The organism is Halopseudomonas xiamenensis (assembly GCF_014219065.1).
GTDB classification, from domain to species: Bacteria; Pseudomonadota; Gammaproteobacteria; order Pseudomonadales; family Pseudomonadaceae; genus Halopseudomonas; species Halopseudomonas xiamenensis.
The window spans coordinates 114,117-135,612 of the sequence record NZ_JACLGO010000003.1 but is presented as its reverse complement, the minus strand read 5'-3'; the positions used below and the strand labels follow the sequence as shown (position 1 = coordinate 135,612).

Below are 21,496 nucleotides of genomic sequence, written 5' to 3'. Positions count from 1 at the left end.
GCTGGCTGACCTGGAACGCAACTGCGCTGACGCTGGCTGAGGGCAACGGCAGATGAACAGCCTGTCGCGTCCGTTCATCCTGCGTCCGGTGGCCACCTCGCTGCTGATGCTGGCGTTCCTGATCACCGGCATCATCGCCTGGCGGATGCTACCGGTGGCGGCCTTGCCACAGGTGGATTATCCGATCATCCAGGTCTTCACCTTCCAGCCGGGTGCCGGGCCGAATGTCACCGCCCGCACCATCACTGCGCCGCTGGAGCGGCATCTGGGGCAGATTCCAGGGCTCAAGCAGATGTCCTCCACCAGTTCCGCCGGTGCCTCGGTGGTCACCCTGCAGTTCGGCCTGGAAGTGGACCTCGGGGTAGCGGAGCAGGAAGTGCAGGCGGCGATCAATACCGCTGACAGCCTGCTGCCCAATGATCTGCCGGCACCGCCGATCTATCGCAAGGTCAACCCGGCGGATGCGCCCATCCTCACCCTGGCGATCACCTCCGAGGCCATGCCGCTGCCGCAGGTTCATGATCTGGTGGACACGCGCATGGCGCAGAAGCTCGCCCAGCTGTCCGGGGTGGGCATGGTCAGTCTGGCCGGCGGCCAGCGACCGGCGCTGCGGGTACAGGCCAATCCGGCGGCGCTGGCCGCCCGTGGCCTGAGCCTCGACGATGTGCGTGCGGCCATCGCCGCGACCAACGTCAACCAGCCCAAGGGCAGCTTCGACGGCCCGCATCGCACCACCATGCTGGACGCCAACGACCAGATCCGCTCGGTGCAGGACTATCACGACCTGATCCTCGCCTGGCAGGATGGCGCCGCCCTGCGCCTGGGTGATGTGGCCAATATCATCGACGGCGCTGAAGACCGTTTTCTCTCGGCCTGGGCCAATGCTCAGCCAGCGGTGTTGCTCAATGTCCAGCGCCAGCCCGGCGCCAATGTCATCGAGGTAGCGGACCGGGTGCAGGCGCTGTTGCCGCAGTTGACCGCGACCCTGCCGGCGGCGGTGGACGTGATGGTGCTCACCGACCGTACCCAGAGTATCCGCGCCTCGGTGCGCGACGTGCAGCAGGAGCTGCTGTTCGCGATTTTCCTCGTGGTACTGGTGACCTTCGCCTTTCTGCGCAGCATTCCCGCCACCATCATCCCCAGTATCGCCGTGCCGCTGTCGCTGGTCGGCACCTTCGGCTTCATGTACCTGATGGGCTTCTCCATCAACAACCTGACGCTGATGGCGCTGACCATCGCCACCGGATTCGTAGTGGATGATGCCATCGTCATGCTGGAGAACATCGCCCGGCACCGGGAGCAGGGCGCGTCACCGATGGAGGCCGCGCTCAAGGGGGCGGCGCAGATCGGTTTCACTCTGATCTCGCTGACCCTGTCGTTGATCGCGGTACTGATCCCGCTGCTGTTCATGGGCGACCTGGTGGGAAGGTTGTTCCACGAGTTTGCCGTGACCCTGGCGGTGGCCATCGCTATTTCCCTGGTAGTGTCGCTGACGCTGACGCCGATGATGTGCGCGCGCATGCTGCGCGAGCCGCTGGCCCATGACGAGCAGGCCGAGGACGCCAGCCTGATGAGCCGCACCATCCGCCGCTACGGCGAGTGGCTCGACTGGGTGCTGGATCGCCAGCCACTGATGCTGCTGGTGATGCTGGCGACCATCGGCCTGACCGCGCTGCTGTATCTGGCGGTGCCCAAGGATTTCTTTCCGGTGCAGGACAGCGGCGTGATCCAGGTGGTGACCGAAGCCCCGCAGGATGTTTCCTTCGGCGCCATGGGCGAGCGGCAGCAGGCCCTGGGCGCGGCCCTGCTGGAGGATACCGGGGTGGTCAGCCTGTCATCCTTCATCGGTGTGGATGGTACCAACGCCAGTCTCAACAGCGGTCGCATGTTCATCAACCTGCCGCCGCACAGGGAACGCAGCGAATCGGTGTTCACCGTCATGGAGCGACTGCGCCAGCGCGCCGCCGAGGTCGAAGGTATCCAGGCCTGGTTCCAGCCGGTGCAGGAGCTGAGCATCGAGGATCGGGTGGCCCGGACCCAGTACCAGTTCACCCTGACCAGCCTGGACAGCGAGACCCTCGGTGAGTGGACCCCGCGCCTGGTGGACGCCCTGAGCCAGCGTGCGGAACTGACCGACGTGGCATCCGACCTGCAGCAGCGCGGCCAGGAACTCTACCTGGAAATCGACCGCGACGCCGCCGCGCGCCTCGGTATAAGCGTATCGAACATCGCCGAGGTGTTGCAGAACGCCTTCGGCCAGCGGCAGATTTCCACGCTGTTCACCCAGGCCAACCAGTACCGGGTGGTGTTGGAGATGGACCCGGCGCTGGCCCGGGGGCCGGAAGCGCTGAGCAGCATCTACCTGCCCACCGCTTCGGGCGGCCAGGCGCCGCTGGCCAGCGTGGCGCGATTGCACCAGCGTGCGACCTCGCTGATGATCAACCATCAGGGGCAGTTCCCGGTGGCCACGGTGTCCTTCAATCTCGGGGCGAAGGCTTCGCTCGGCCAGGCGGTGGCGGCGATCGAGCAGGTCAAGCAGGAGCTGGCCATGCCGGCGGAGATCGAGACCCGCTTCCAGGGCGCAGCCGAAGCCTTCCAGGCGTCGCTGTCCAATACCCTGTGGTTGATTCTGGCGGCGATCCTGACCATGTACATAGTGCTCGGCGTACTCTATGAGAGCACCATCCACCCGATCACCATTCTATCCACGCTGCCCTCGGCGACGGTAGGCGCACTGTTGGCGCTGCTGGTCAGTGGCCGGGCGCTGGACATGATTGCGGTGGTCGGGGTGGTATTGCTGATCGGTCTGGTGAAGAAGAACGGCATCATGATGGTGGACTTCGCGCTCGAAGCCCAGCGCAACCAGGGCATGGCACCGCGCCAGGCGATCCACCGCGCGGCGATGCTGCGCTTCCGGCCGATCCTGATGACGACCCTGGCGGCCCTGTTCGGCGCGGTGCCGCTGATGCTGGCCAGTGGTTCGGGGGCAGAGCTGCGCCAGCCGTTGGGCCTGGTGATGGTCGGCGGCTTGCTGGTCAGCCAGGTGTTGACGCTGTTCACCACCCCGGTGGTATACCTGTTCTTCGACCGGTTGGGGCGGCGTCGCCGTAGCCCGGCGGGTGCGGACGCGGCGAGCCAGGGCTGATGAACCCCGCACGCCTGTTCGTCAGTCGGCCGATAGCCAGCTGTTTGCTGGCCCTGGCCCTGCTGGCCTGCGGTCTGCTGGCCTGGCGGCTGCTGCCGGTGGCGCCGCTACCGGAAGTGGACTTCCCGGTGATCACGGTCAGCGCCAGCCTGCCGGGGGCCAGCCCGGAAAGCATGGCGACCACCGTTGCCACGCCACTGGAACGGGCGCTGGGTAGTATTTCCGGGGTGGTCGCGATCACTTCCGGCAGCAACCAGGGCTCCACCGAGATCATGTTGCAGTTCGAACTGGACCGCAATATCGACGAGGCCGCGCGGGAAGTGCAGGCGGCCATCAATACGGTGCGTGGCGAGTTGCCCGCCGGTATGCCGGGCAACCCGCAATACCGCAAGGTCAATCCATCCCAGGCGCCGATCATGGCACTGGCGCTCAGCTCGGCCAACCTGGCGTCCAGCGATCTCTACGATGCGGCCTCGACCATCCTGGCGCAGAAACTGGCGCAGATCACCGGGGTGGGGGAGGTGAGCGTCACCGGTGCTTCGTTGCCGGCGGTACGGGTGCAACTGGACCCCGGCGCCTTGCTGCACAACGGTATCGCCCTGGACGAGGTGCGCAGCGCCATCACCCAGAGTACGGCGTTGTATCCGCTGGGCTTCATCGAGGATGAGCAGCACCGCTGGCGGGTGGGCATCAGCGATTCGCTGCGCACCGCCGAACAGTACCGTGGGCTGGTAATCCGCCACCGGGATGGCGCAATGGTGCGCCTCGGTGACCTGGCCAGCGTCAGCGACTCGGTGGAGAACCGCTATACCAGTGGTTTTCACAACCATGATCCGGCGGTGATCCTGATGATCAGTCGCCAGAGCGGCGCCAATATCGTGCGCACCATCGATGCCATCCATGAGCAGTTGCCGCAATTGCAGGCACTGATGCCCGCCGACAGCGAGCTGGCCGTAGTGATGGACCGCTCGCCGGTGATCCGCGCCACGCTCAACGAGGCCCAGTTCACCCTGGTGCTGGCCTCGCTGCTGGTAGTGCTGGTGGTCTGGCTGTTCCTCGGCAGCGCACGCACCGCATTGATCCCCTCGGTGGCACTGCCGGTATCACTGGTCGGCAGCTTCGTGGTCATGTACTTCTACGGTTTCTCCCTCAACAACCTGTCATTGATGGCGCTGATCGTCGCCGCCGGACTGGTGGTGGACGATGCCATCGTGGTGCTGGAGAACGTCGAGCGGCATATCGAGAATGGCCTGACGCCCTTCCAGGCAGCGCTGACCGGAACCCGGGAGGTGGGCTTTACCCTGCTGGCAATGAACGTCGCGCTGGTGGTGGTGTTCGTCTCCATTCTGTTCATGGGCGGGGTGGTGGAGCGACTGTTCCGCGAGTTCTCCATTACCCTGGCGGCGGCCATGCTGATCTCCCTGCTGGTTTCCCTGACGCTGACGCCGAGTCTCTGCGCGCTGTGGTTGCAGAGCCGGGGAGAGCAGACACCAGGGCCGGTGGCGCGCTATAGCGCCAGCCTGTTCGGAGCGCTGCGCGACGGTTACCAGGCTAGCCTGGACTGGGCGCTGTGCCGCGGCGTGCTGGTCATGGTGGCATTGGTGGTGGTGGTCGCCGGCAATACCTGGCTGTATATCGATATCACCAAGGAAACCCTGCCGCAGCAGGACACCGGGCAGATCCGTGGCTTCGTGCGCGGTGACGATGGCTTCTCCTTCCGGGTCATGCAGCCCAAGATCGAAGCCTACCGCCAGTACATCCTGGCCGACCCGGCGGTGCAGGACCTGACCGGTACCAGTGGCGGCGCCGGCGGCACCACCAATGCCCAGCTGTCGATCAATCTCAAACCGCTGGAGGAGCGCGGCGTTTCCGCCCAGCAGGTGGTCGAGCGACTGCGGCAGAACACGCCGCAGATTCCCGGCGCGCTGATGATGCTGATGGTGGATCAGGATCTGCACCTGGGTTCGCCGTTCCGGCGCAGCGAACACGAAGTGGTATTGCGTTCCGACTCGCTGGAGGCGCTGAAATTGTGGTCGCGACGGGTATCGGAGGCCATGCAGGAGCTGCCCGAACTGGTGGATGTCGATTCGACCGGCGGTGAGGAAACCCGGCAGGTGGTACTCGATATAGACCGGGAGGCGGCCCGTCGCCTTGGCGTGGACATGGCGACCATCGCCTCGTTGCTCAACAACTCCTTTTCCCAGCGCCAGGTGGCCACGCTCTACGACGAGCTGAACCAGTATCGGGTGGTGATGGAGCTTGACCCGCGCTATACCGAGGACCCGGCAGTGCTGGGGCAGATCGAGGTAGTCACCGACAGTGGCACGCGGGTGCCACTGTCCACCTTTGCCAGCTGGGACTATGGCATGGCCAGCGACCGGGTGCGGCATGATGGGCAGTTCGCCTCGGTGGGTGTCGGCTATGCACTGGCGCCCGGCGTGACGGCCTATGAAGCCGAGCAGGCGATCGACCGCATGCTCGGTGAGATCATGCTGCCGACCAGCGTGCATACGGTGCCGGCCTCATCCGGCCGGCCGGACTTCAGCGTCAATCTCAACCAGCCGTGGTTGCTGCTGTGGGTGGTGCTGGCGGTTTATCTGGTACTCGGCGTGCTGTACGAAAGCACCCTGCATCCGCTGACGATACTGTCGACCCTGCCGTCGGCCGGCGTCGGCGCACTGCTGGCACTGAATTTCAGTGGCACGAATTTCAGCCTGATCGCCTTGCTGGGGCTGTTCCTGCTGATCGGCGTGGTAATGAAGAACGCCATCATGATGATCGACTTCGCGCTCGAGGCCCAACGCCGTGATGGCCTGGCGCCCCATGCCGCAATCCGCCAGGCGGCGCTGTTGCGCCTGCGCCCGATCCTGATGACCAACCTGGCCGGCCTGCTCGGCGCCGTACCACTGGTGCTGGGCTTCGGCGAGGGCGCGGAAATGCGCCGGCCGCTGGGTATCACCATCATCGGCGGGCTGGCGGTCAGTCAATTGCTGACCCTGTACACCACACCCGTCATCTACCTGTATCTGGAGCGCCTGCGTCAGCGGGTGCTGCGCAACCGGGAGCAACCGGTCGACTCAATGAATCCATCGCCATGAAAATACAGCTGCTGTCCTTGCCTCTGTTCGCCGTGCTTCTGTCTGGCTGCACCCTGGGACCGGATTATATCCAGCCCGACACCGTGGATACCGCCACCATCCGCTATCAGGATGGCTGGCAGCCGATACCCGCGCAGAGCTGGGCAGCCAGCGGCAGCTGGTGGCTGGCATTCGAAGACGATACCTTGACCGCGCTGGTGGAGCGCAGCACCCGGGCGAACCAGACCCTGGCCCAGGCCGAGGCGCGCTTTCGCGCCGCCGAAGCGCAGTGGCGCCTGTCCCGCGGAGGCTTGAGCCCTGAGGTGGGGGCCAGCCTGGGTGGCAGCCGCAGCGGTGGCAGCGGGGACACCGGGCGATCGGCCTCCGAGCAGTACGATGCCCGTCTGCAGATCGGCTGGGCGCCGGACCTGTGGGGCCGGGTGCGCCGGGAAATCGAGGCCGATCAGGCCGGCCTGCAGGCCAGCGCCGCCGACCTGGCTGCGGCACGCCTGGCAATCCAGGTGGCCGTGGCCGGGGCCTTTGTCAATCTGCGCGCACTGGATCGCCAGCAGGACATTCTCAACGAAACCATGGTCGCCTACGACCGCTCCGCGAGCCTGACTCGCAACCAGTATGAGGCCGGCATAGTGTCGCGGGCCGATGTGATCCAGGCCGAGACCCAGCGCCAGTCGCTGCGTACCGAGATGTACGACCTGCAGGCGGCCCGGGCCAGGGAGCAGAACGCGCTGGCGGCGTTGCTGGGTGTCGCTCCGGCCGATCTCGCTCTGCAGCAGGAAGGGGAGCAGCTGCCCGCCGTCCCCGCCTTGCCGCAAAGCCTGCCGGCGGTGTTGATTGCCCGGCGTCCCGATGTGGTGGCCGCCGAGCGCCAGGTAGCGGCGGCCAATGCCCGCATTGGGGTGGCTCAGACCGCCTGGCTGCCTGATTTGACACTGGATCTGTGGGGCGGCGTGCAGAGCGGTAGTTTCAGCGGTCTGTTCGACTCGCCTGCCAGGGTCTGGTCACTTGGACCGACCCTGGCCCAGACCTTGTTCGATGGCGGTCAGCGTGCGGCGACGCGAGATATGGCGTTGGCCCGCTACGATGAACAGGCGGCGTTCTACCGCCAGACCGTACTCGACAGCCTGCGGGAATTGGAGGATGCCCTGGCCACGCTGCAGATTCTCACCGAGAAGACCGAGCAGCAGGATGCCCTGTTGCAACTGGCGCTGGAGAACGAGCGGGTGATCACCAACCGCTATCGCGCGGGGCAGGTTTCCTTCCTGGAGGTGGCGACCGCGCAGAACACCACCCTGAGTACCCGGCGCGTGGCAGTGGACATTCATGCCGAGAGATTGGCGGCCACGCTGCAACTGGCAGCGATCATCGGTGGGGGCTGGGATCTGGATGATCCGGTGATCCAGTCGGTAACGGGGAAATAGCGGCAAAACCATCGCCCCGGGGCGTAATGCGGTTCGCTTACCCCGTCATCCTTCGCCTTCGCGAAGAATGACGAGGAAGAGTCTCGAAGCGGGGCGCCCACAAGGTGCATGTTGTAGGAGCGGCGCCCCGCCGCGATAAGGGGCGGCTCGCCGGTACAGCTTATTCCTGGTCGAGATTGCCCATGGCGGTGGTGTTGAAGCCACCATCGACATACAGGATCTCACCGGAAATACCCGAGGCCAGGTCCGAGCAGAGGAAGGCACCGGCATTGCCGACTTCCTCGATGGTCACGTTGCGGCGCAGCGGGGTGCGGGCTTCGTTGTAGGCCAGCATCTTGCGGAAGCTCTTGATGCCGGAGGCGGCCAGGGTGCGGATCGGGCCGGCGGAGATGGCGTTGACGCGGATGCCGTCCTCGCCCAGGCTGCCAGCCAGGTAGCGTACGCCGGCTTCCAGGCTGGCCTTGGCCATGCCCATGACGTTGTAGTTGGGCATGGTGCGTACCGCGCCCAGGTAGCTCAGGGTCAGCAGGTTGCCGTTGCGCTTCTTGAGCAGCTCGCGACCGGCCTTGGCCAGAGCGACGAAGCTGTAGGCGCTGATGTCATGGGCGATCTTGAAGCCCTCACGGGTGGTCACCTCGGTGAAGTCGCCGTCCAGCTGATCGCCAGGGGCGAAGCCCACCGAATGCACGATGCAGTCGATGCCGTCGGGCCACTTCTTGCTCAGCTCGGCGAATACGTGCTCGATCTGTGCATCATCGGCCACATCACAGGGGAAGCACATATCGGCACTGGAGCCCCAGTCACTGGCGAAACCTTCGACACGGCCCTTGAGCTTGTCGTTCTGGTAGGTGAAGGCCAGCTCAGCCCCTTCGCGGTGCATGGCTGCGGCAATGCCCGAAGCGATGGACAGTTTGCTGGCTACGCCAACGATGAGTACGCGTTTTCCGCTTAGAAATCCCATGTTCTTTTCCTGTTTTGCAATGGCCTCAAACCGAGGCCGACTTATCGGATACCGGGTGGGCGAACGCTGCCTCCAGCAACTGACGGGTATAGTCATGTTGCGGCGAGGCAAAGATCTGCTCGGCCGGTCCCTGTTCTACGATTTCACCCCGGCGTATGACCATCAGCTGGTGACTGAGGGCCCTGACCACCGCCAGGTCGTGGCTTATGAACAGATAACTCAGATTGTGCTTGCGCTGCAGCTCACGCAGCAACTCGACCACCTGGCCCTGCACCGTCCGATCCAGCGCCGAGGTGGGCTCGTCCAGCAGGATCAGCGACGGCTTGAGCACCAGCGCCCGCGCTATGGCGACGCGCTGGCGCTGCCCGCCGGAAAACTCGTGCGGGTAGCGGTGCCGGCTGTCCGGGTCCAGGCCGACTTCCTGCATGGCCTGGATGACCATCTGCTCACGTTCCTCCGCCGTGCCGATGCGGTGAATCTCCAGTCCTTCGCTGATGATCTGCGCAATCGACATGCGCGGACTCAGGCTACCGAAGGGGTCCTGGAACACCACCTGGAACTGCCGCCGCACCGGTCGTACCGCCCGCTGATCGAGCCCGTCGAGGCGCTGCCCGTTGCATTCTATCAGCCCCTGGCTTTCCACCAGCCGCAATAGTGCCAGTCCCAGGGTGGTCTTGCCCGAACCGCTTTCGCCGACGATGCCCAGCGTCTGCCCGCGTTGCAGGCTGAAGCTGGCGTCGGTGACCGCCTTGACATGATCCACCGTACGCTTGAACACGCCCTGGCGGATCGGAAACCAGACCCGCAACTGCTCGGCGCGCATGACCACGGGCGCGTCCGGGTCAATGCCGACCGGGCCACCGGACGGGTCGGCAGCCAGCAGTTGTTGCGTGTAGGCATGCTGCGGCCGGGCGAACAACTCTGCACAATCGTTCTGTTCGACGACCTGACCCTGGTACATGACACATACCCGATGGGCAATTTTTCGCACCAGGTTCAGGTCGTGGCTGATCAGCAGCAGCGCCATGCCCAGTTTCTGCTGCAGCGATTGCAGCAGTTCGAGGATCTTCAGCTGCACGGTGACGTCCAGCGCGGTGGTCGGTTCGTCGGCAATCAGCAGCTCCGGCTCGTTGGCCAGCGCCATGGCGATCATTACCCGCTGCCGCTGGCCGCCGGACAGCTCATGGGGGTAGGCACCCAGGCGCTTGGCCGGCTCGGGTATACCCACCAGCTCCAGCAGTTCCAGGGTGCGCTGGCGTGCCGCCTTCTTGTCCAGCCCCTTGTGCAGCGTCAACACCTCGTTGATCTGACGCTCCACCGTGTGCAGCGGGTTCAGCGAACTCATGGGCTCCTGGAAGATCATCGAGATGCGGTTGCCACGCACCTTGCGCAGCAATTTCTCCGGTGCGCTGAGCAGGTCCTGCTGCTGGTAGAGGATGCGTCCGCCGGGGTGACGGGCGTGGGGGTAGGGCAGCAGTCGCAGGATCGAGTGGGCCGTCACCGACTTGCCCGAGCCGCTCTCGCCGACCAGCGCCAGGGTCTGGCCCGGCAGGATATCGAAACTCACGTCGCGCACCGCGAGCACTTCCTCGCGTTCGCTGGCGAAGGCCACGCTGAGGTTCTCGATCCGTATCAATGGCGGTTGGCTCATGTCATTTCCTCGGGTCGAAGGCATCACGCAGCGCCTCGCCAATGAATACCAGCAGGGACAGCATCACCGACAGCACCACGAAGGCGGTGATGCCCAGCCAGGGCGCCTGCAGGTTGGCCTTGCCCTGGGCGATCAGCTCACCCAGCGAGGGCGAACCCGGTGGCAGGCCGAAGCCGAGGAAGTCCAGTGAGGTCAGGGTGATCACCCCGCCGGTGAGAATGAACGGGAAGAAGGTCAGGGTGGCGACCATGGCGTTGGGCAGGATATGCCGGAACATGATGCTGGCGTTGCCGGCGCCCAGGGCACGGGCCGCGCGTACGTATTCCAGGTTGCGCCCACGCAGGAATTCGGCACGCACCACATCCACCAGCGCCATCCAGGAAAACAGCAACATGATGCCCAGCAACCACCAGAAGTTCGGTTGCACGAAGCTGGCCAGGATGATCAACAGGTACAACACCGGCAGACCCGACCAGACCTCGATGAAACGCTGGCCGATCAGGTCGATGCGTCCACCATAGAAACCCTGGATGGCACCGGCGATGACGCCGATGATCGAGCTGAGGATGGTCAGGGTCAGGGCGAACAGCACCGAGATGCGGAAGCCGTAGATGACCCGGGCCATGACATCCCGGGCCTGGTCATCGGTGCCGAGCCAGTTGTCCGCCGAGGGCGGTGCCGGTGCTGGCAATTGCAGCTCGTAATTGATGGTCTGGTAGCTGTAGGGGATCGGCGGCCACAGCATCCAGCCCCCGGCCTCATCGATCAGCTCACGCACATAGGGACTGCGATAATCGGCCTCGATGGGAAACTCGCCGCCGAACTCGGTTTCGGCGTAGCGCTTGAATACCGGGAAATACAACTCGTCCTGGTAGCCGAGCAGCAGCGGCTTGTCGTTTGCGATGAATTCGGCACCCAGGCTGAGTACGAACAGCAGCATGAAGATATGCAGTGACCACCAGCCACGGCGATTGGCGCGAAAGCGGGCGAAGCGGCGACGGTTGAGTGGTGACAGCTGGAAACGCGGCATCGCTCAACCCTCCCGGCTTTCGAAGTCGATGCGCGGATCGACCAGGGTGTAGGCGATATCGCCGATCAGCTTCACCACCAGGCCCAGCAGGGTGAAGATGTACAGGGTGCCGAACATCAACGGGTAGTCCCGGTTGATCGCCGCCTCGAAGCCGAGCAGCCCCAGGCCATCCAGCGAAAAGATCACCTCGATCAGCAGCGCTCCGGTGAAGAACACGCTGATCAGTGCCGCAGGGAAGCCGGCAATGATCAGCAGCATGGCGTTGCGGAACACGTGGCCGTACAACACCCGGTTCTCCGACAGGCCCTTGGCCCGGGCGGTGACCACATACTGCTTGCCGATCTCGTCGAGGAAGCAGTTCTTGGTCAGCATGGTCAGGGTGGCGAAGCTGCCGATGACCATGGCGGTGATCGGCAGCACCAGGTGCCACAGGTAGTCGGTGATCTTGCCCCAGGTGGTCAGTTCCTCCCAGTTGTTGGAGGTCAGCCCGCGCAGCGGGAACCAGTCGAAATAGCTGCCGCCGGCGAACAGCACGATCAGCAGGATCGCCAGCAGGAAGCCGGGGATGGCGTAGCCGACGATGATCAGCGAACTGGTCCAGACATCGAACGCCGAGCCGTGACGTATCGCCTTGCGAATACCCAGCGGAATGGAGATCAGGTAGGTGAGCAGGGTGGTCCATAGCCCCAGGGAAATGGATACCGGCATCTTCTCGATGATCAGGTCGATGACGCTGGCATCGCGGAAGAAGCTGTCGCCGAAGTCGAAGGTCAGGTAGCCCTTGATCATCAGCCAGAAACGCTCGTGCGCCGGCTTGTCGAAACCGTACATGCGTTCGATCTCGGCGATGATGTCCGGGTCAAGCCCCTGGGCGCCGCGGTAGTTGCTGCCGCTGGCGACCTCGCCCTGCATGCTGCCGGAGATCCGGCTGGTGGCGCCCTCGAAGCCCTCCAGGTTGGCGATCATCTGCTCCACCGGGCCGCCCGGGGCGGCCTGGATGATCAGGAAGTTGATCAGCAGGATGCCGAACAGGGTAGGGATGATCAGCAACAGCCGACGGATGATATAGGCGAGCATGGATCAGTTCTCCTGCGCAGGGTCGGGCAGGAGCACGGGAGCGGGTTGTTCCGCGGCGCCGGTCGCCCACCAGGTGTACAACCCCAGGTCGTACTTGGGAGCGACCGGTGGGTGGGCGAACTTTTTCCAATAGGCCACGCGGTACAGGCTGGTGTGGTAATTGGGTACCAGGTAATGCCCGGCCCGCAGTACCCGATCCAGGGCGCGGGTATGGCTGATCAGCTCGGCCCGGGAGTCGGCCTGGATCAGGCCTTCTACCAGTTGGTCGATGGCCGGGTCCTGTAGCCCCATCAGGTTGCGGCTGCCGGGATTGTCGGCGCTGCTGGAGTGCCAGTATTCGCGTTGTTCATTGCCCGGCGAGTTGGACTGGGCGAAGCTGGTCACCACCATGTCGAAGTCGCGCGAGCGCAGGCGGTTGACGTACTGGGATACATCGATACGCCGCAGCTCCATATTGATACCGAGCGAGGCCAGGTTGCGCTTGAACGGCAGCAGCACGCGCTCGAAGTCGGCCTGGATCAGCAGGAACTCGAAACTCAGCGGCTCGCCCTCGGCATTCACCAGGCGATCATCCTCGATGCGCCAGCCGGCCTCCTGCAGCAGTGCGTAGGCCTGGCGGCGTTGCTCGCGGATACTGCCGCTGCCATCGGTGACCGGCGGTACATAGGCTGGCCCGAATGCGGCCTCAGGCAGTTGCTCGCGCAGCGGTTCGAGCAACGCCAGCTCGTCGTCCCCCGGCAACCCCTCGGCGCCCAGTTCGGAATTGCCGAAGTAGCTGGAGCTGCGGGTATAGGCGTCATGGAACAGGCGGCCGTTGGCCCATTCGAAATCGAACAGCAGGGCGATGGCCTGGCGTACCCGTACATCCTGGAAATAGGGTTTGCGCAGGTTGAACACGAAGCCTTGCATGCCCCTGGTGTTGAGATTGGGGATCTCCTCCCTGACGATCCGCCCGGCGCTCAGCGCCGGGCTGTCGTAGCCGGTGCTCCAGTTCTTCGCGCTGTACTCCTCGTTGAAGTCGAACTGCCCGGCCTTGAAGGCTTCCAGGGCGACACCGAGGTCACGGTAGTAGTCGATGGTGATGCGGTCGAAATTATAGAAGCCGCGGCGTACCGGCAGGTCGGCGGCCCAGTAGTCGGCTACCCGCTCGTAGCTGATGGAGCGCCCGGGACGCACCTGGCCGATGCGGTAGGGGCCGCTGCCCAGAGGCGGTTCCAGGCCGCTGCGGGTGAAGTCGCGCTCGGCCCAGTAATGTGCCGGCAATACCGGTAACTGGCCCAGCACCAGCGGCAGCTCCCGGTTGCGGCCATGCTGGAAGTGGAAGGTGACGCTGTGCTCGTTGTCCGCCACGACTTCCCTTACATCACCGTAATAGGCGCGATAGAAGGGCGCACCATGCTCCAGCAGGGTATTGAAGGTGAACACCACATCGGCGGCGGTGACCGGCTGGCCGTCGTGGAAGCGCGCCTGCGGGCGCAGATGGAAGCGCACCCAGGTATTGTCATCGGCCTTTTCGATGCGTTCGGCCAGCAGACCGTATTCGGTGAAGGGCTCATCCAGGGCATGCGCGGTCAGGGTGTCATAGATCAGTCCGACCTGGTCGGCGGGGGTGCCGCGGCTGATGAAGCCGTTGAAGGAGTCGAAACTGCCGAAGCCGGACAGGCGCAGGGTGCCGCCCTTGGGGGCATCGGGGTTGACGTAGTCGAAATGGCTGAAACCCTCCGGGTACTTGGGCGGCTCGCCATACAGTGTCATCGCGTGACTGCCGGGCGCGGCACTGGTGGCCACGGAGGTGGCCAGCAACAGGCATCCCAGACAGGTTTTCAACATATCGAACATCGAGGTGGCCTTTTCTTGTTCAATCGGTCCTGGCATCCATCCACCAACTGCGGATGGATAGCGAATAGGGCGGAGTCGGTGGTGACCGCAACGTACTTCGATGGGCTATGCGGTGGTAGTTTATATACCAGTTTGGAATTGTATAGTGCTCCCACAGCAATACCCGGTCGATTGCCCGGGCGGCGGCCACCTGCCTGGTGCGGGTGTCGGCGGTCAGCAATCTGTCCAGCAGTTGGTCGATGATCGGGTTGGCGATGCCGGCGTAGTTGCGGCTGCCCTTGACGTCACGTTGGGATGAATGGAAATAGACATGTTGCTCGTAGCCCGGCGACAGTGTTTGCGGCAGGGTGGTGAGAATCATGTCGAAATCGAACTGGTCGAGGCGTGCCTTGTACTGGGCGCGGTCCACGGTGCGGATGCGCAGGTCGATGCCCAGGCGGGCAAGGTTGGTACGCCAGGGCAACAGGATGCGTTCCAGACTCGGGTTGACCAGCAGGACCTCGAAGGCCAACGGGCGACCCTGCTGATTCTGCAGGCGGCCGTTATGCAGCGTCCAGCCGGCCTCGGCAAACAGCTCCACGGCCTGGCGCAGGGTTTCCCGCGGGATACCGCGGCCATCGGTGGTCGGCAGGCTGAAAGGCTGCAGGAACAGCTCGCTGGGCAATTGCTCGCGGTACTCGTTCAGGTAGAGGAACTCCTGGCCGGCGGGCAGCTCGCTGGCACTGAACGGGCTGTTGGGATAGTAGCTGAGCGAGCGTTGGTAGGCATCGTAGAACAGCACGCGGTTCGACCATTCGAAATCGAACAGCATGCCCAGAGCCTGGCGTATCGGGCGCTGGTCGAAGGGGCTGCGTCGGGTGTTGAAGAACAGCGCCTGGGTCGAGGCGGGAATCTCATGCTCGATGGCCCGCTTGAGTACCGCCCCGGAGGTTACCGCGGGGAAGTCATAGGCATTGGCCCAGTTACTCGCCTTGTGTTCTAGATAGATGTCGAACTCGCCGGCCTTGAAGGCTTCGAAGGCGACATTGTTGTCGCGGTAGAACTCGACTTCCAGGCGGTCGACATTGTACTTGCCGCGGTTGATCGGCAGGTCCTTGCCCCAGTAGTCGTTGACCCGCTGGAACACCAGTCGCCGTCCCGGTGACACCTGGGTGATGCGATAGGGGCCGCTGTTGAGTGCCGGCTCGAAGGTGGTCTCGCCGAAGGCGCGGTCGCGCCAGTAGTGTTCGGGCAGCACCGGCAACTCGCCCAGGCGCAATATCAGCAGCGGATTGCCGCTGTGCTTGAAGATGAAACGGATACGATGGGTGCCTAGCAGGTCGATGCGCTCGACCTCCTGCAGCATCGCCCGGTAGTTCGGATGCCCCTGTTCGCTGAGCAGCCGATAGCTGAAGGCGACGTCATGAGCGGTGATCGGCCGACCGTCATGGAAACGCGCCTGGGGTCTGAGGTTGAATACCACCCAGCTGCGGTCGTCGGAGAATTCCAGGGTTTCCGCGATCAGGCCGTAGGCGGAGTAGGGCTCGTCACCCGAAGGGTCATAGATGCCGCTGCCGGCCATCAGCGGCTCGTTCAGCTCGCTGATACCGTATTGGTGGAAGTTGCCGGTGCTGATCGGGCTGGTGCCCTTGAGCGTGTAGGGGTTGAGGGTGTCGAAGGTGCCGCTGCCCATGACCCGCAGGGTGCCGCCCTTGGGGGCATCGGGGTTGACGTAGTCCAGGTGGCTGAAGCTCTGCGGGTACTTGGGCTGACCGAAAACCGCATAGCCGTGCTGGCGATAGATCGCCGCATCTGCGGCAGAGCAAAGCGAAAGGAACAGGAGCAGGGCGCAGAGCAGTTTGAGCGGCAGGGTCATGGACGATCGCATAGCCAGAGAATGTCCGTACGCTAACATTCTGTGGCGGTAAGCGAAAGCGCCCCGGGCGCTGACCCAGGCGCGGCTCAAGGCATCTGCAGGGTCAGCTGCTGGCCGGGTTTGAGGTGCGTGTCGACACCGTTCCAGGCACGCAACTGCTTGATCTCGACATTGAAGCGTCGGGCGATGCTGTACAGCGAGTCACCGGATTGCACGGTATAGATGCGCTGCTGGCGCGCCGCCGGGGCGCTGGCTGTCTGGGTCGTCGGGCCGTGGGGCACCATCAGGGTCTGGCCGATGCTGATCAGGCTGCCCTGGATATCATTGGCCTGGCGCAGCGCATCCACGCTCAGATTGTGCTTGCGGGCAATCTGCGACAGGTTGTCACCACGGCGCACGGTATAACGGCTGAAGGGGATGCGTTCGCTGTCGGGCAGCCTGGCCAGCGCGGTGCTGAACTGCTCGGCCTGCTCGACCGGAATCAACAACTGGTAGGGTTCGGACGGGGTGACGACACGGTGCTTGAAGGCCGGGTTCAGGTACTTGATCTCATCGGTGGAGATGCTGGCCAGTTCTGCTGCCTTGAACAGATCCAGCGGCCGGCGGATGGTGATCTGGGCGAAGTAGGGTTCGTCGTTCAGCGTCGGCAGGATGGCGCCGTACTGCTGTGGGCTGCGGACGATCTGCGCCAGGGCCAGCAGGCGCGGCACGTAGTCCATGGTCTGGGCGGGCAGTTGCAGGTTCCAGTAATCGGCCGGCAAGCCCAGCTCCTGATTGCGCTTGACCGCACGGCCGACACAGCCCTCACCGCAGTTGTAAGCGGCCACGGCCAGCAACCAGTCACCCTCGAACATGTCGCTGAGCTTGGTCAGATAGTCCAGCGCTGCGGTGGTGGAGGCAGTGATGTCGCGTCGGCCGTCATACCAGTCGTCCTGGCGCAGGGCGAAGACCTGGCCGGTGGAGGGAATGAACTGCCAGATCCCGGCGGCATGCGAGGTGGAATAGGCCATGGGGTTGTAGCCGCTTTCCACGAAAGGCAGCAGAGCCAGCTCCAGCGGCATGTCGCGCTTGTCCAGCTCTTCCACTACATAGTGCAGATAGCGTTGGGCTCGTTGCGAGGTCAGCTCGAAATAGCGCGGCTGGGTGGCGAAATACAGGCGCTGCTGGTCGATCCGGGGATTGTCGATGATGCTCGGCTCGAACAGGAAGCCATCGCGGATGCGGGTCCACAGCGTGCGTGGCTCATCGATCTTCTGTGGTGCTCGCCAGCGCACGCTCTGGCTGCTGGCGCTGCGCTGGGCAGGCTGGGTCGAGTGCTTGGACGTCGCGGAGGTGCTGGGAGAGCGGTCGACAGTGCCGGTGCTGGTCGTCTGACAGCCAACCAGAACCACGAGCCACAGCGTCAGGAGTCCATTTCTGAGGGCGTTGGGCGAAAGAGTCATGGGCCGATCCGTTAAAATTTGCCCGATTCTAGGGAGTCACCTCCGCAGGGTCAAGGAAGCCGGGCGGGACCCTGTGCCGCACCTGTGACCCCTTCCATGGGGAAGGCCATGGGGCGCGGCTTCGGCTCACCGTCGGGACTATTTCAAAATGTGTCTTTCCAGGCCCTGATGGCGGCGAAGGTCTGTACACCGGGAGCGGTCTGCGTACCGCTATGGGCGGCCGCGGCGCCTATCACATGAGGGTCTTCGCAACGCAGGAAGGGGTTGGTGCGCTTTTCCAGGGCCAGGGTGGTAGGCAGGGTGATCCTGCCGTCGCGGCGCAGCTCGTCGACCACTTCGAGGCGCACCTGGATATCCGGATTGTTCGGTTCCACCGCCCGGGCGAAGCGCAGGTTGGACTGGGTGTATTCGTGGGTGCAATAGATGGTGGTGTTGTCCGGCAGGCTGGCCAGGCGCTGCAGGGAGTCGTGCATCTGTTGCGCGGTACCTTCGAACAGTCTGCCGCAGCCGCCGGCGAACAGGGTGTCGCCGCTGAGCAGCCAGGGTTCCTGTGGGTCATTGCAGAAGAACGCGATATGATCCAGTGTGTGACCGGGCACCGCCAGCACCTTGATCTCCTGATCGAACAGGCGCAACTGGTAACCTTCTTCCAGTGGCCGATCGATACCCTGGATACTGCTGTTGGCCGGCCCCCAGACCTTGCAGCCGGTGGCCGCCTTGAGCGTCAGCACGCCGCCGGTATGGTCACGGTGGTGGTGGGTGAGCAGGATGGTGGCGAGCTGGTATTCGGGGTGGCGACTCAGCCAGGCGATGACCGGCTGCGCGTCGCCCGGGTCGACGGCCGCGACCTGCAGGGTGTCTTGATCCTGCAGCAACCAGATATAGTTGTCCTGAAACGCGGGTAGCGCAATGAACGTTGGCATGGGCAGCACCTTCCTGGAATAGTTGTTTTGACTATCTTATAGGAGGTTCCTTGAATCAGGCCAACCCGGAGGTTGTATGGAGATTCCCGAACTGTCCCGTTCCATCAGCCAGGAGGACTTGATCCGCCTGCTCACCGGGGCGCGGCAATGGCTGACCAGCGCTCCCGGCCAGCTGTTGCTGGAGACCGAGCGGGCGGTGCTGGGCCGGGAGCTGGGCAATTGCTTCGGGCAGCACCTGGTGCAGTATGGCCTGGCCCCCGAGCTGCTGGATGAGCAGCGTTCGGTACTGCGCAACCACTGGCGCCTGGACCTGCTGGAAGGGGAGGCGGTGCTGCCCATAGAGGAAACCCACTGGCCGTTCGCTCCCCACTCGCTGGATGTGGTGCTGCTGCACCACGGCCTGGATTTCTGCCTGTCGCCCCGTAGCCTGCTGCGCGAGGCCAGCCAGGCGGTACGTGCCGGCGGGCATCTGCTGGTGTTCGGCTTCAACCCCTGGAGCTGCTGGGGGTTCAATCATTTCGCCGGCCGCGAGTGGTTCAGCGAAGCCGGTTTCATCAGTCCGGCGCGGTTGACCGACTGGCTCGATCTGCTGGGTTTTGCGGTGGAGAAACGCGTCGATGGATGCTATCGTCCGCCCCTCAAATCGCAGGCCTGGCTGGATCGGCTGGCGCGCCTCGAAGCACTGGGCGAGCGCCATCAGTTGCCGGGCGGTGGCTTCTACTTCCTGCTTGCGCGGCGCCAGACACTGGGTGCCATGCCGCGCCGGCAGCGCGGCATGGCGTTCCCGGCGCTGAGCCTGCCGCCGCTGGTTGCCGGCAACCGACGGGCACACAAACGGAACAAGCAATGAGTCATACAATCGAGATTTTTACCGACGGCGCCTGCAAGGGAAATCCGGGGCCCGGCGGCTGGGGCGTACTGCTACGTCTGGGGGAACACCAGAAGACCCTGTTCGGTGGTGAGCTGAACACTACCAACAACCGCATGGAGCTGACTGCGGCCATCCGCGGGCTGCAGGCATTGAAGAAGCCCGCCCGGGTAGTGCTGACCACCGACTCGGAATACGTCATGAAGGGTATCCGCGAATGGATGCCCAACTGGAAGAAACGTGGCTGGAAGACCGCCAGTCGCCAGCCGGTGAAGAATGCCGACCTGTGGCAACTGCTTGATGACCTGGTTAACCAGCATCAGGTGGACTGGCGTTGGGTCAAGGGCCACAGTGGGCATCCGGAGAACGAGCTGGCCGACGAGCTGGCCAACCGCGGGGTCGATCAGGTGCTGGGCAGGAGGAGTGCTCTGGATGCGTGAAGTTGTTCTGGATACCGAAACCACTGGTATCGAAGTACGGGAAGGTCATCGGATCATCGAGATCGGTTGCGTCGAGCTGATCGACCGGCGCCTGACCGGTCGCCATTTCCACGTCTATATCAACCCCCAGCGCGAGGTCGATGAAGGCGCCTTCGCGGTGCACGGCATCAGCGACGCCTTCCTCGCCGACAAGCCGCTGTTCGCCGATGTGGTCGATGACTTCATGGCGTTCATCAGTGGCGCACGGCTGGTGATCCACAATGCGGCGTTCGACGTCGGCTTCATCGACGCCGAACTGGAGCGGCTTGGTGGACGCCACGGGCGGGTCGCCGACCATTGTGGCGTGGTGGACACCCTGCTGATAGCCCGGGAAAAACACCCGGGCCAGCGCAACAGCCTGGATGCGCTGTGCAAACGCTATGGCGTGGACAACTCGCAGCGCGACCTGCACGGCGCGCTGCTCGACTCCGAGATCCTGGCGGACGTCTACCTGGTGATGACCGGCGGCCAGACCGCACTGCTGCTGTCCGGCCAGAACAGTGGTGACAGCGGTTCCGCGGAGGTGGGCAGCATTCGTCGGCTCGACCCGCAGACCCGCCCCCAGCTGGCGGTGCTACGGGCCAGCGAGGCCGAGATGGAGGCCCACGCCGCACGCATCGCAGCCATCGAGAAGGCCGCCGGGTTCGCCCTGTGGAGCCAGCCCGAAGCGGTCGAGTAGGGTCCTAGCCTGTTTCGGTCTGAGACAAAAGGCTGCCGCGGTGAAATTGCGGAGCCTGCCACAGATCGAAATCGCGAATGCCGGCCAAGGTATGCCGTTGATGCTCAGGCTTGATATAGTGCCGGATTGACCATCGATGTCGATTCCGCCCCAGCGCGGGCAGTCAGGGAGCCGTTACAGATGCACGAATACCAGTCACTGAAAGTCGAACAGCAGGGCGCCATCGCTCACGTGATGATCAACCGGCCGGCCAAGGCCAACGCCATGGACGAGGCGTTCTGGAGCGAGATGGTACAGGTATTCGACTGGATCGATCAGACCGACAGCATTCGCGTGGCGGTCGTATCCGGCGCCGGCAAGCACTTTTCCGCCGGTATCGACCTGGCGATGCTGGCCGGAGCGGCGTCGGGCCTGGGCCGGGACATAGGCCGCAATGCCGAGCGCATCCGGCGTAACATCCTGCGCCTGCAGCGGGCTTTCAACGCGATCGACGAGTGCTGCAAGCCGGTCATCGCGGCGGTTCACGGCTACTGCATAGGCGGCGCCATCGACCTGATCTCGGCCTGTGACATGCGCTATGCTACCGAGGATGCCTATTTCTCGATCAAGGAAATCGATATGGGCATGGCCGCCGATGTGGGCACTCTGCAACGATTGCCGCACCTTATCGGTGATGGCATGATGCGGGAGATGGCCTATACCGGGCGGGTCATGTACGGCGAGGAAGCGGCGCGCCTGGGACTGGTCAACCGGGTCTACGCGGACCACGATGCCTTGATCGCAGGAGTGATGGAGATTGCCGCGCAGATTGCCGCAAAATCACCCCTGGCGATCCGTGGAACCAAGGAAATGATTCGCTACAGCCGCGATCACAGTGTTGCCGACGGTCTGAACTACATAGCCACGTGGAATGCGGCGATGCTGCAGTCGGAAGACCTCAAGCTGGCCGTGGCGGCACACATGAGCAGAAAACCAGCCGAGTTCGCCGATTGAGCGTGCCAGTCTGACTGCAGGGACGAAGGAGACTGAAG

General features: G+C 64.0%; 15 protein-coding genes. 7 read left to right on the top strand and 8 right to left on the bottom strand.

Features of this window, described 5'->3' with window-relative positions; all coding sequences use genetic code 11:
* Window positions 1-52: 52 nt before the first annotated feature.
* Genes H6X51_RS03155 through H6X51_RS03145 form a run of 3 tightly spaced genes read left to right on the top strand, consistent with a single transcriptional unit; the run spans window position 53 to window position 7,661 of the window.
* Window positions 53-3,145: a multidrug efflux RND transporter permease subunit gene (locus tag H6X51_RS03155; protein WP_185266058.1), complete on the top strand. Its 3,093-nt coding sequence runs from the start codon at window positions 53-55 to the stop codon at window positions 3,143-3,145.
* Window positions 3,145-6,243, top strand: coding sequence for an efflux RND transporter permease subunit (locus tag H6X51_RS03150; protein ID WP_185266057.1), 3,099 nt, complete (start codon window positions 3,145-3,147; stop codon window positions 6,241-6,243). Before H6X51_RS03155 ends, H6X51_RS03150 begins: the two co-directional genes overlap by 1 nt.
* Window positions 6,240-7,661 (top strand): efflux transporter outer membrane subunit, encoded by a 1,422-nt coding sequence (locus tag H6X51_RS03145; protein WP_185266056.1) that lies wholly within the window; start codon window positions 6,240-6,242, stop codon window positions 7,659-7,661. The genes H6X51_RS03150 and H6X51_RS03145 overlap by 4 nt, the downstream gene beginning before the upstream one ends.
* A 160-nt stretch (window positions 7,662-7,821) precedes the next feature.
* On the opposite strand, the gene fabI is transcribed toward H6X51_RS03145, so the two are convergent.
* From fabI to gloB, 8 genes are all read right to left on the bottom strand, one after another.
* Window positions 7,822-8,622: an enoyl-ACP reductase FabI gene (gene fabI / locus H6X51_RS03140; RefSeq protein ID WP_185266055.1), complete on the bottom strand. Its 801-nt coding sequence runs from the start codon at window positions 8,620-8,622 to the stop codon at window positions 7,822-7,824.
* Window positions 8,623-8,647: 25 nt separating this feature from the next.
* Entirely contained in the window at window positions 8,648-10,273 is a 1,626-nt protein-coding gene (locus H6X51_RS03135; RefSeq protein ID WP_185266054.1) for an ABC transporter ATP-binding protein, read from the bottom strand.
* A 1-nt stretch (window position 10,274) separates the two neighbouring features.
* Entirely contained in the window at window positions 10,275-11,303 is a 1,029-nt protein-coding gene (locus tag H6X51_RS03130; protein ID WP_185266053.1) for an ABC transporter permease, read from the bottom strand.
* A gap of 3 nt (window positions 11,304-11,306) precedes the next feature.
* Window positions 11,307-12,380, bottom strand: coding sequence for a microcin C ABC transporter permease YejB (locus H6X51_RS03125; protein ID WP_185266052.1), 1,074 nt, complete (start codon window positions 12,378-12,380; stop codon window positions 11,307-11,309).
* A 3-nt stretch (window positions 12,381-12,383) separates the two neighbouring features.
* Window positions 12,384-14,219 (bottom strand): extracellular solute-binding protein, encoded by a 1,836-nt coding sequence (locus H6X51_RS03120; RefSeq protein WP_185266051.1) that lies wholly within the window; start codon window positions 14,217-14,219, stop codon window positions 12,384-12,386.
* Between the two features lie 19 nt (window positions 14,220-14,238).
* Window positions 14,239-16,086: an extracellular solute-binding protein gene (locus H6X51_RS03115; protein WP_407925937.1), complete on the bottom strand. Its 1,848-nt coding sequence runs from the start codon at window positions 16,084-16,086 to the stop codon at window positions 14,239-14,241.
* Window positions 16,087-16,160: 74 nt separating this feature from the next.
* Window positions 16,161-17,516, bottom strand: a complete 1,356-nt coding sequence (locus H6X51_RS03110; RefSeq protein WP_185266049.1) for a LysM peptidoglycan-binding domain-containing protein — start codon at window positions 17,514-17,516, stop codon at window positions 16,161-16,163.
* 143 nt (window positions 17,517-17,659) lie between these two features.
* On the bottom strand, window positions 17,660-18,439 hold the full coding sequence (gene gloB / locus H6X51_RS03105; RefSeq protein WP_185266048.1) for a hydroxyacylglutathione hydrolase: 780 nt from the start codon (window positions 18,437-18,439) through the stop codon (window positions 17,660-17,662).
* A 76-nt stretch (window positions 18,440-18,515) separates the two neighbouring features.
* On the opposite strand from gloB, the gene H6X51_RS03100 reads away from it, so the two are divergent.
* The 4 genes from H6X51_RS03100 (at window position 18,516) to H6X51_RS03085 (ending at window position 21,458) form a co-directional block, all read left to right on the top strand.
* Entirely contained in the window at window positions 18,516-19,289 is a 774-nt protein-coding gene (locus tag H6X51_RS03100; protein ID WP_185266047.1) for a class I SAM-dependent methyltransferase, read from the top strand.
* A complete protein-coding gene (rnhA, locus tag H6X51_RS03095; protein ID WP_185266046.1) occupies window positions 19,286-19,747 on the top strand; it encodes a ribonuclease HI in 462 nt (153 codons plus the stop codon). The genes H6X51_RS03100 and rnhA overlap by 4 nt, the downstream gene beginning before the upstream one ends.
* Window positions 19,740-20,465 (top strand): DNA polymerase III subunit epsilon, encoded by a 726-nt coding sequence (gene dnaQ / locus H6X51_RS03090; RefSeq protein ID WP_185266045.1) that lies wholly within the window; start codon window positions 19,740-19,742, stop codon window positions 20,463-20,465. Before rnhA ends, dnaQ begins: the two co-directional genes overlap by 8 nt.
* A gap of 180 nt (window positions 20,466-20,645) precedes the next feature.
* Window positions 20,646-21,458: a crotonase/enoyl-CoA hydratase family protein gene (locus tag H6X51_RS03085; protein WP_185266044.1), complete on the top strand. Its 813-nt coding sequence runs from the start codon at window positions 20,646-20,648 to the stop codon at window positions 21,456-21,458.
* Window positions 21,459-21,496: the final 38 nt, after the last annotated feature.

What these genes read in the sequence shown, in the direction of transcription:
- H6X51_RS03155 (WP_185266058.1), top strand. Translation starts at nt 53, where the DNA reads ATGAACAGCCTGTCGCGTCCGTTCATCCTGCGTCCGGTGGCCACCTCG.
- H6X51_RS03150 (WP_185266057.1), top strand. Translation starts at nt 3,145, where the DNA reads ATGAACCCCGCACGCCTGTTCGTCAGTCGGCCGATAGCCAGCTGTTTG.
- H6X51_RS03145 (WP_185266056.1), top strand. Translation starts at nt 6,240, where the DNA reads ATGAAAATACAGCTGCTGTCCTTGCCTCTGTTCGCCGTGCTTCTGTCT.
- fabI (WP_185266055.1), bottom strand. Translation starts at nt 8,622, where the DNA reads ATGGGATTTCTAAGCGGAAAACGCGTACTCATCGTTGGCGTAGCCAGC.
- H6X51_RS03135 (WP_185266054.1), bottom strand. Translation starts at nt 10,273, where the DNA reads ATGAGCCAACCGCCATTGATACGGATCGAGAACCTCAGCGTGGCCTTC.
- H6X51_RS03130 (WP_185266053.1), bottom strand. Translation starts at nt 11,303, where the DNA reads ATGCCGCGTTTCCAGCTGTCACCACTCAACCGTCGCCGCTTCGCCCGC.
- H6X51_RS03125 (WP_185266052.1), bottom strand. Translation starts at nt 12,380, where the DNA reads ATGCTCGCCTATATCATCCGTCGGCTGTTGCTGATCATCCCTACCCTG.
- H6X51_RS03120 (WP_185266051.1), bottom strand. Translation starts at nt 14,219, where the DNA reads ATGTTCGATATGTTGAAAACCTGTCTGGGATGCCTGTTGCTGGCCACC.
- H6X51_RS03115 (WP_407925937.1), bottom strand. Translation starts at nt 16,086, where the DNA reads ATGCGATCGTCCATGACCCTGCCGCTCAAACTGCTCTGCGCCCTGCTC.
- H6X51_RS03110 (WP_185266049.1), bottom strand. Translation starts at nt 17,516, where the DNA reads ATGACTCTTTCGCCCAACGCCCTCAGAAATGGACTCCTGACGCTGTGG.
- gloB (WP_185266048.1), bottom strand. Translation starts at nt 18,439, where the DNA reads ATGCCAACGTTCATTGCGCTACCCGCGTTTCAGGACAACTATATCTGG.
- H6X51_RS03100 (WP_185266047.1), top strand. Translation starts at nt 18,516, where the DNA reads ATGGAGATTCCCGAACTGTCCCGTTCCATCAGCCAGGAGGACTTGATC.
- rnhA (WP_185266046.1), top strand. Translation starts at nt 19,286, where the DNA reads ATGAGTCATACAATCGAGATTTTTACCGACGGCGCCTGCAAGGGAAAT.
- dnaQ (WP_185266045.1), top strand. Translation starts at nt 19,740, where the DNA reads ATGCGTGAAGTTGTTCTGGATACCGAAACCACTGGTATCGAAGTACGG.
- H6X51_RS03085 (WP_185266044.1), top strand. Translation starts at nt 20,646, where the DNA reads ATGCACGAATACCAGTCACTGAAAGTCGAACAGCAGGGCGCCATCGCT.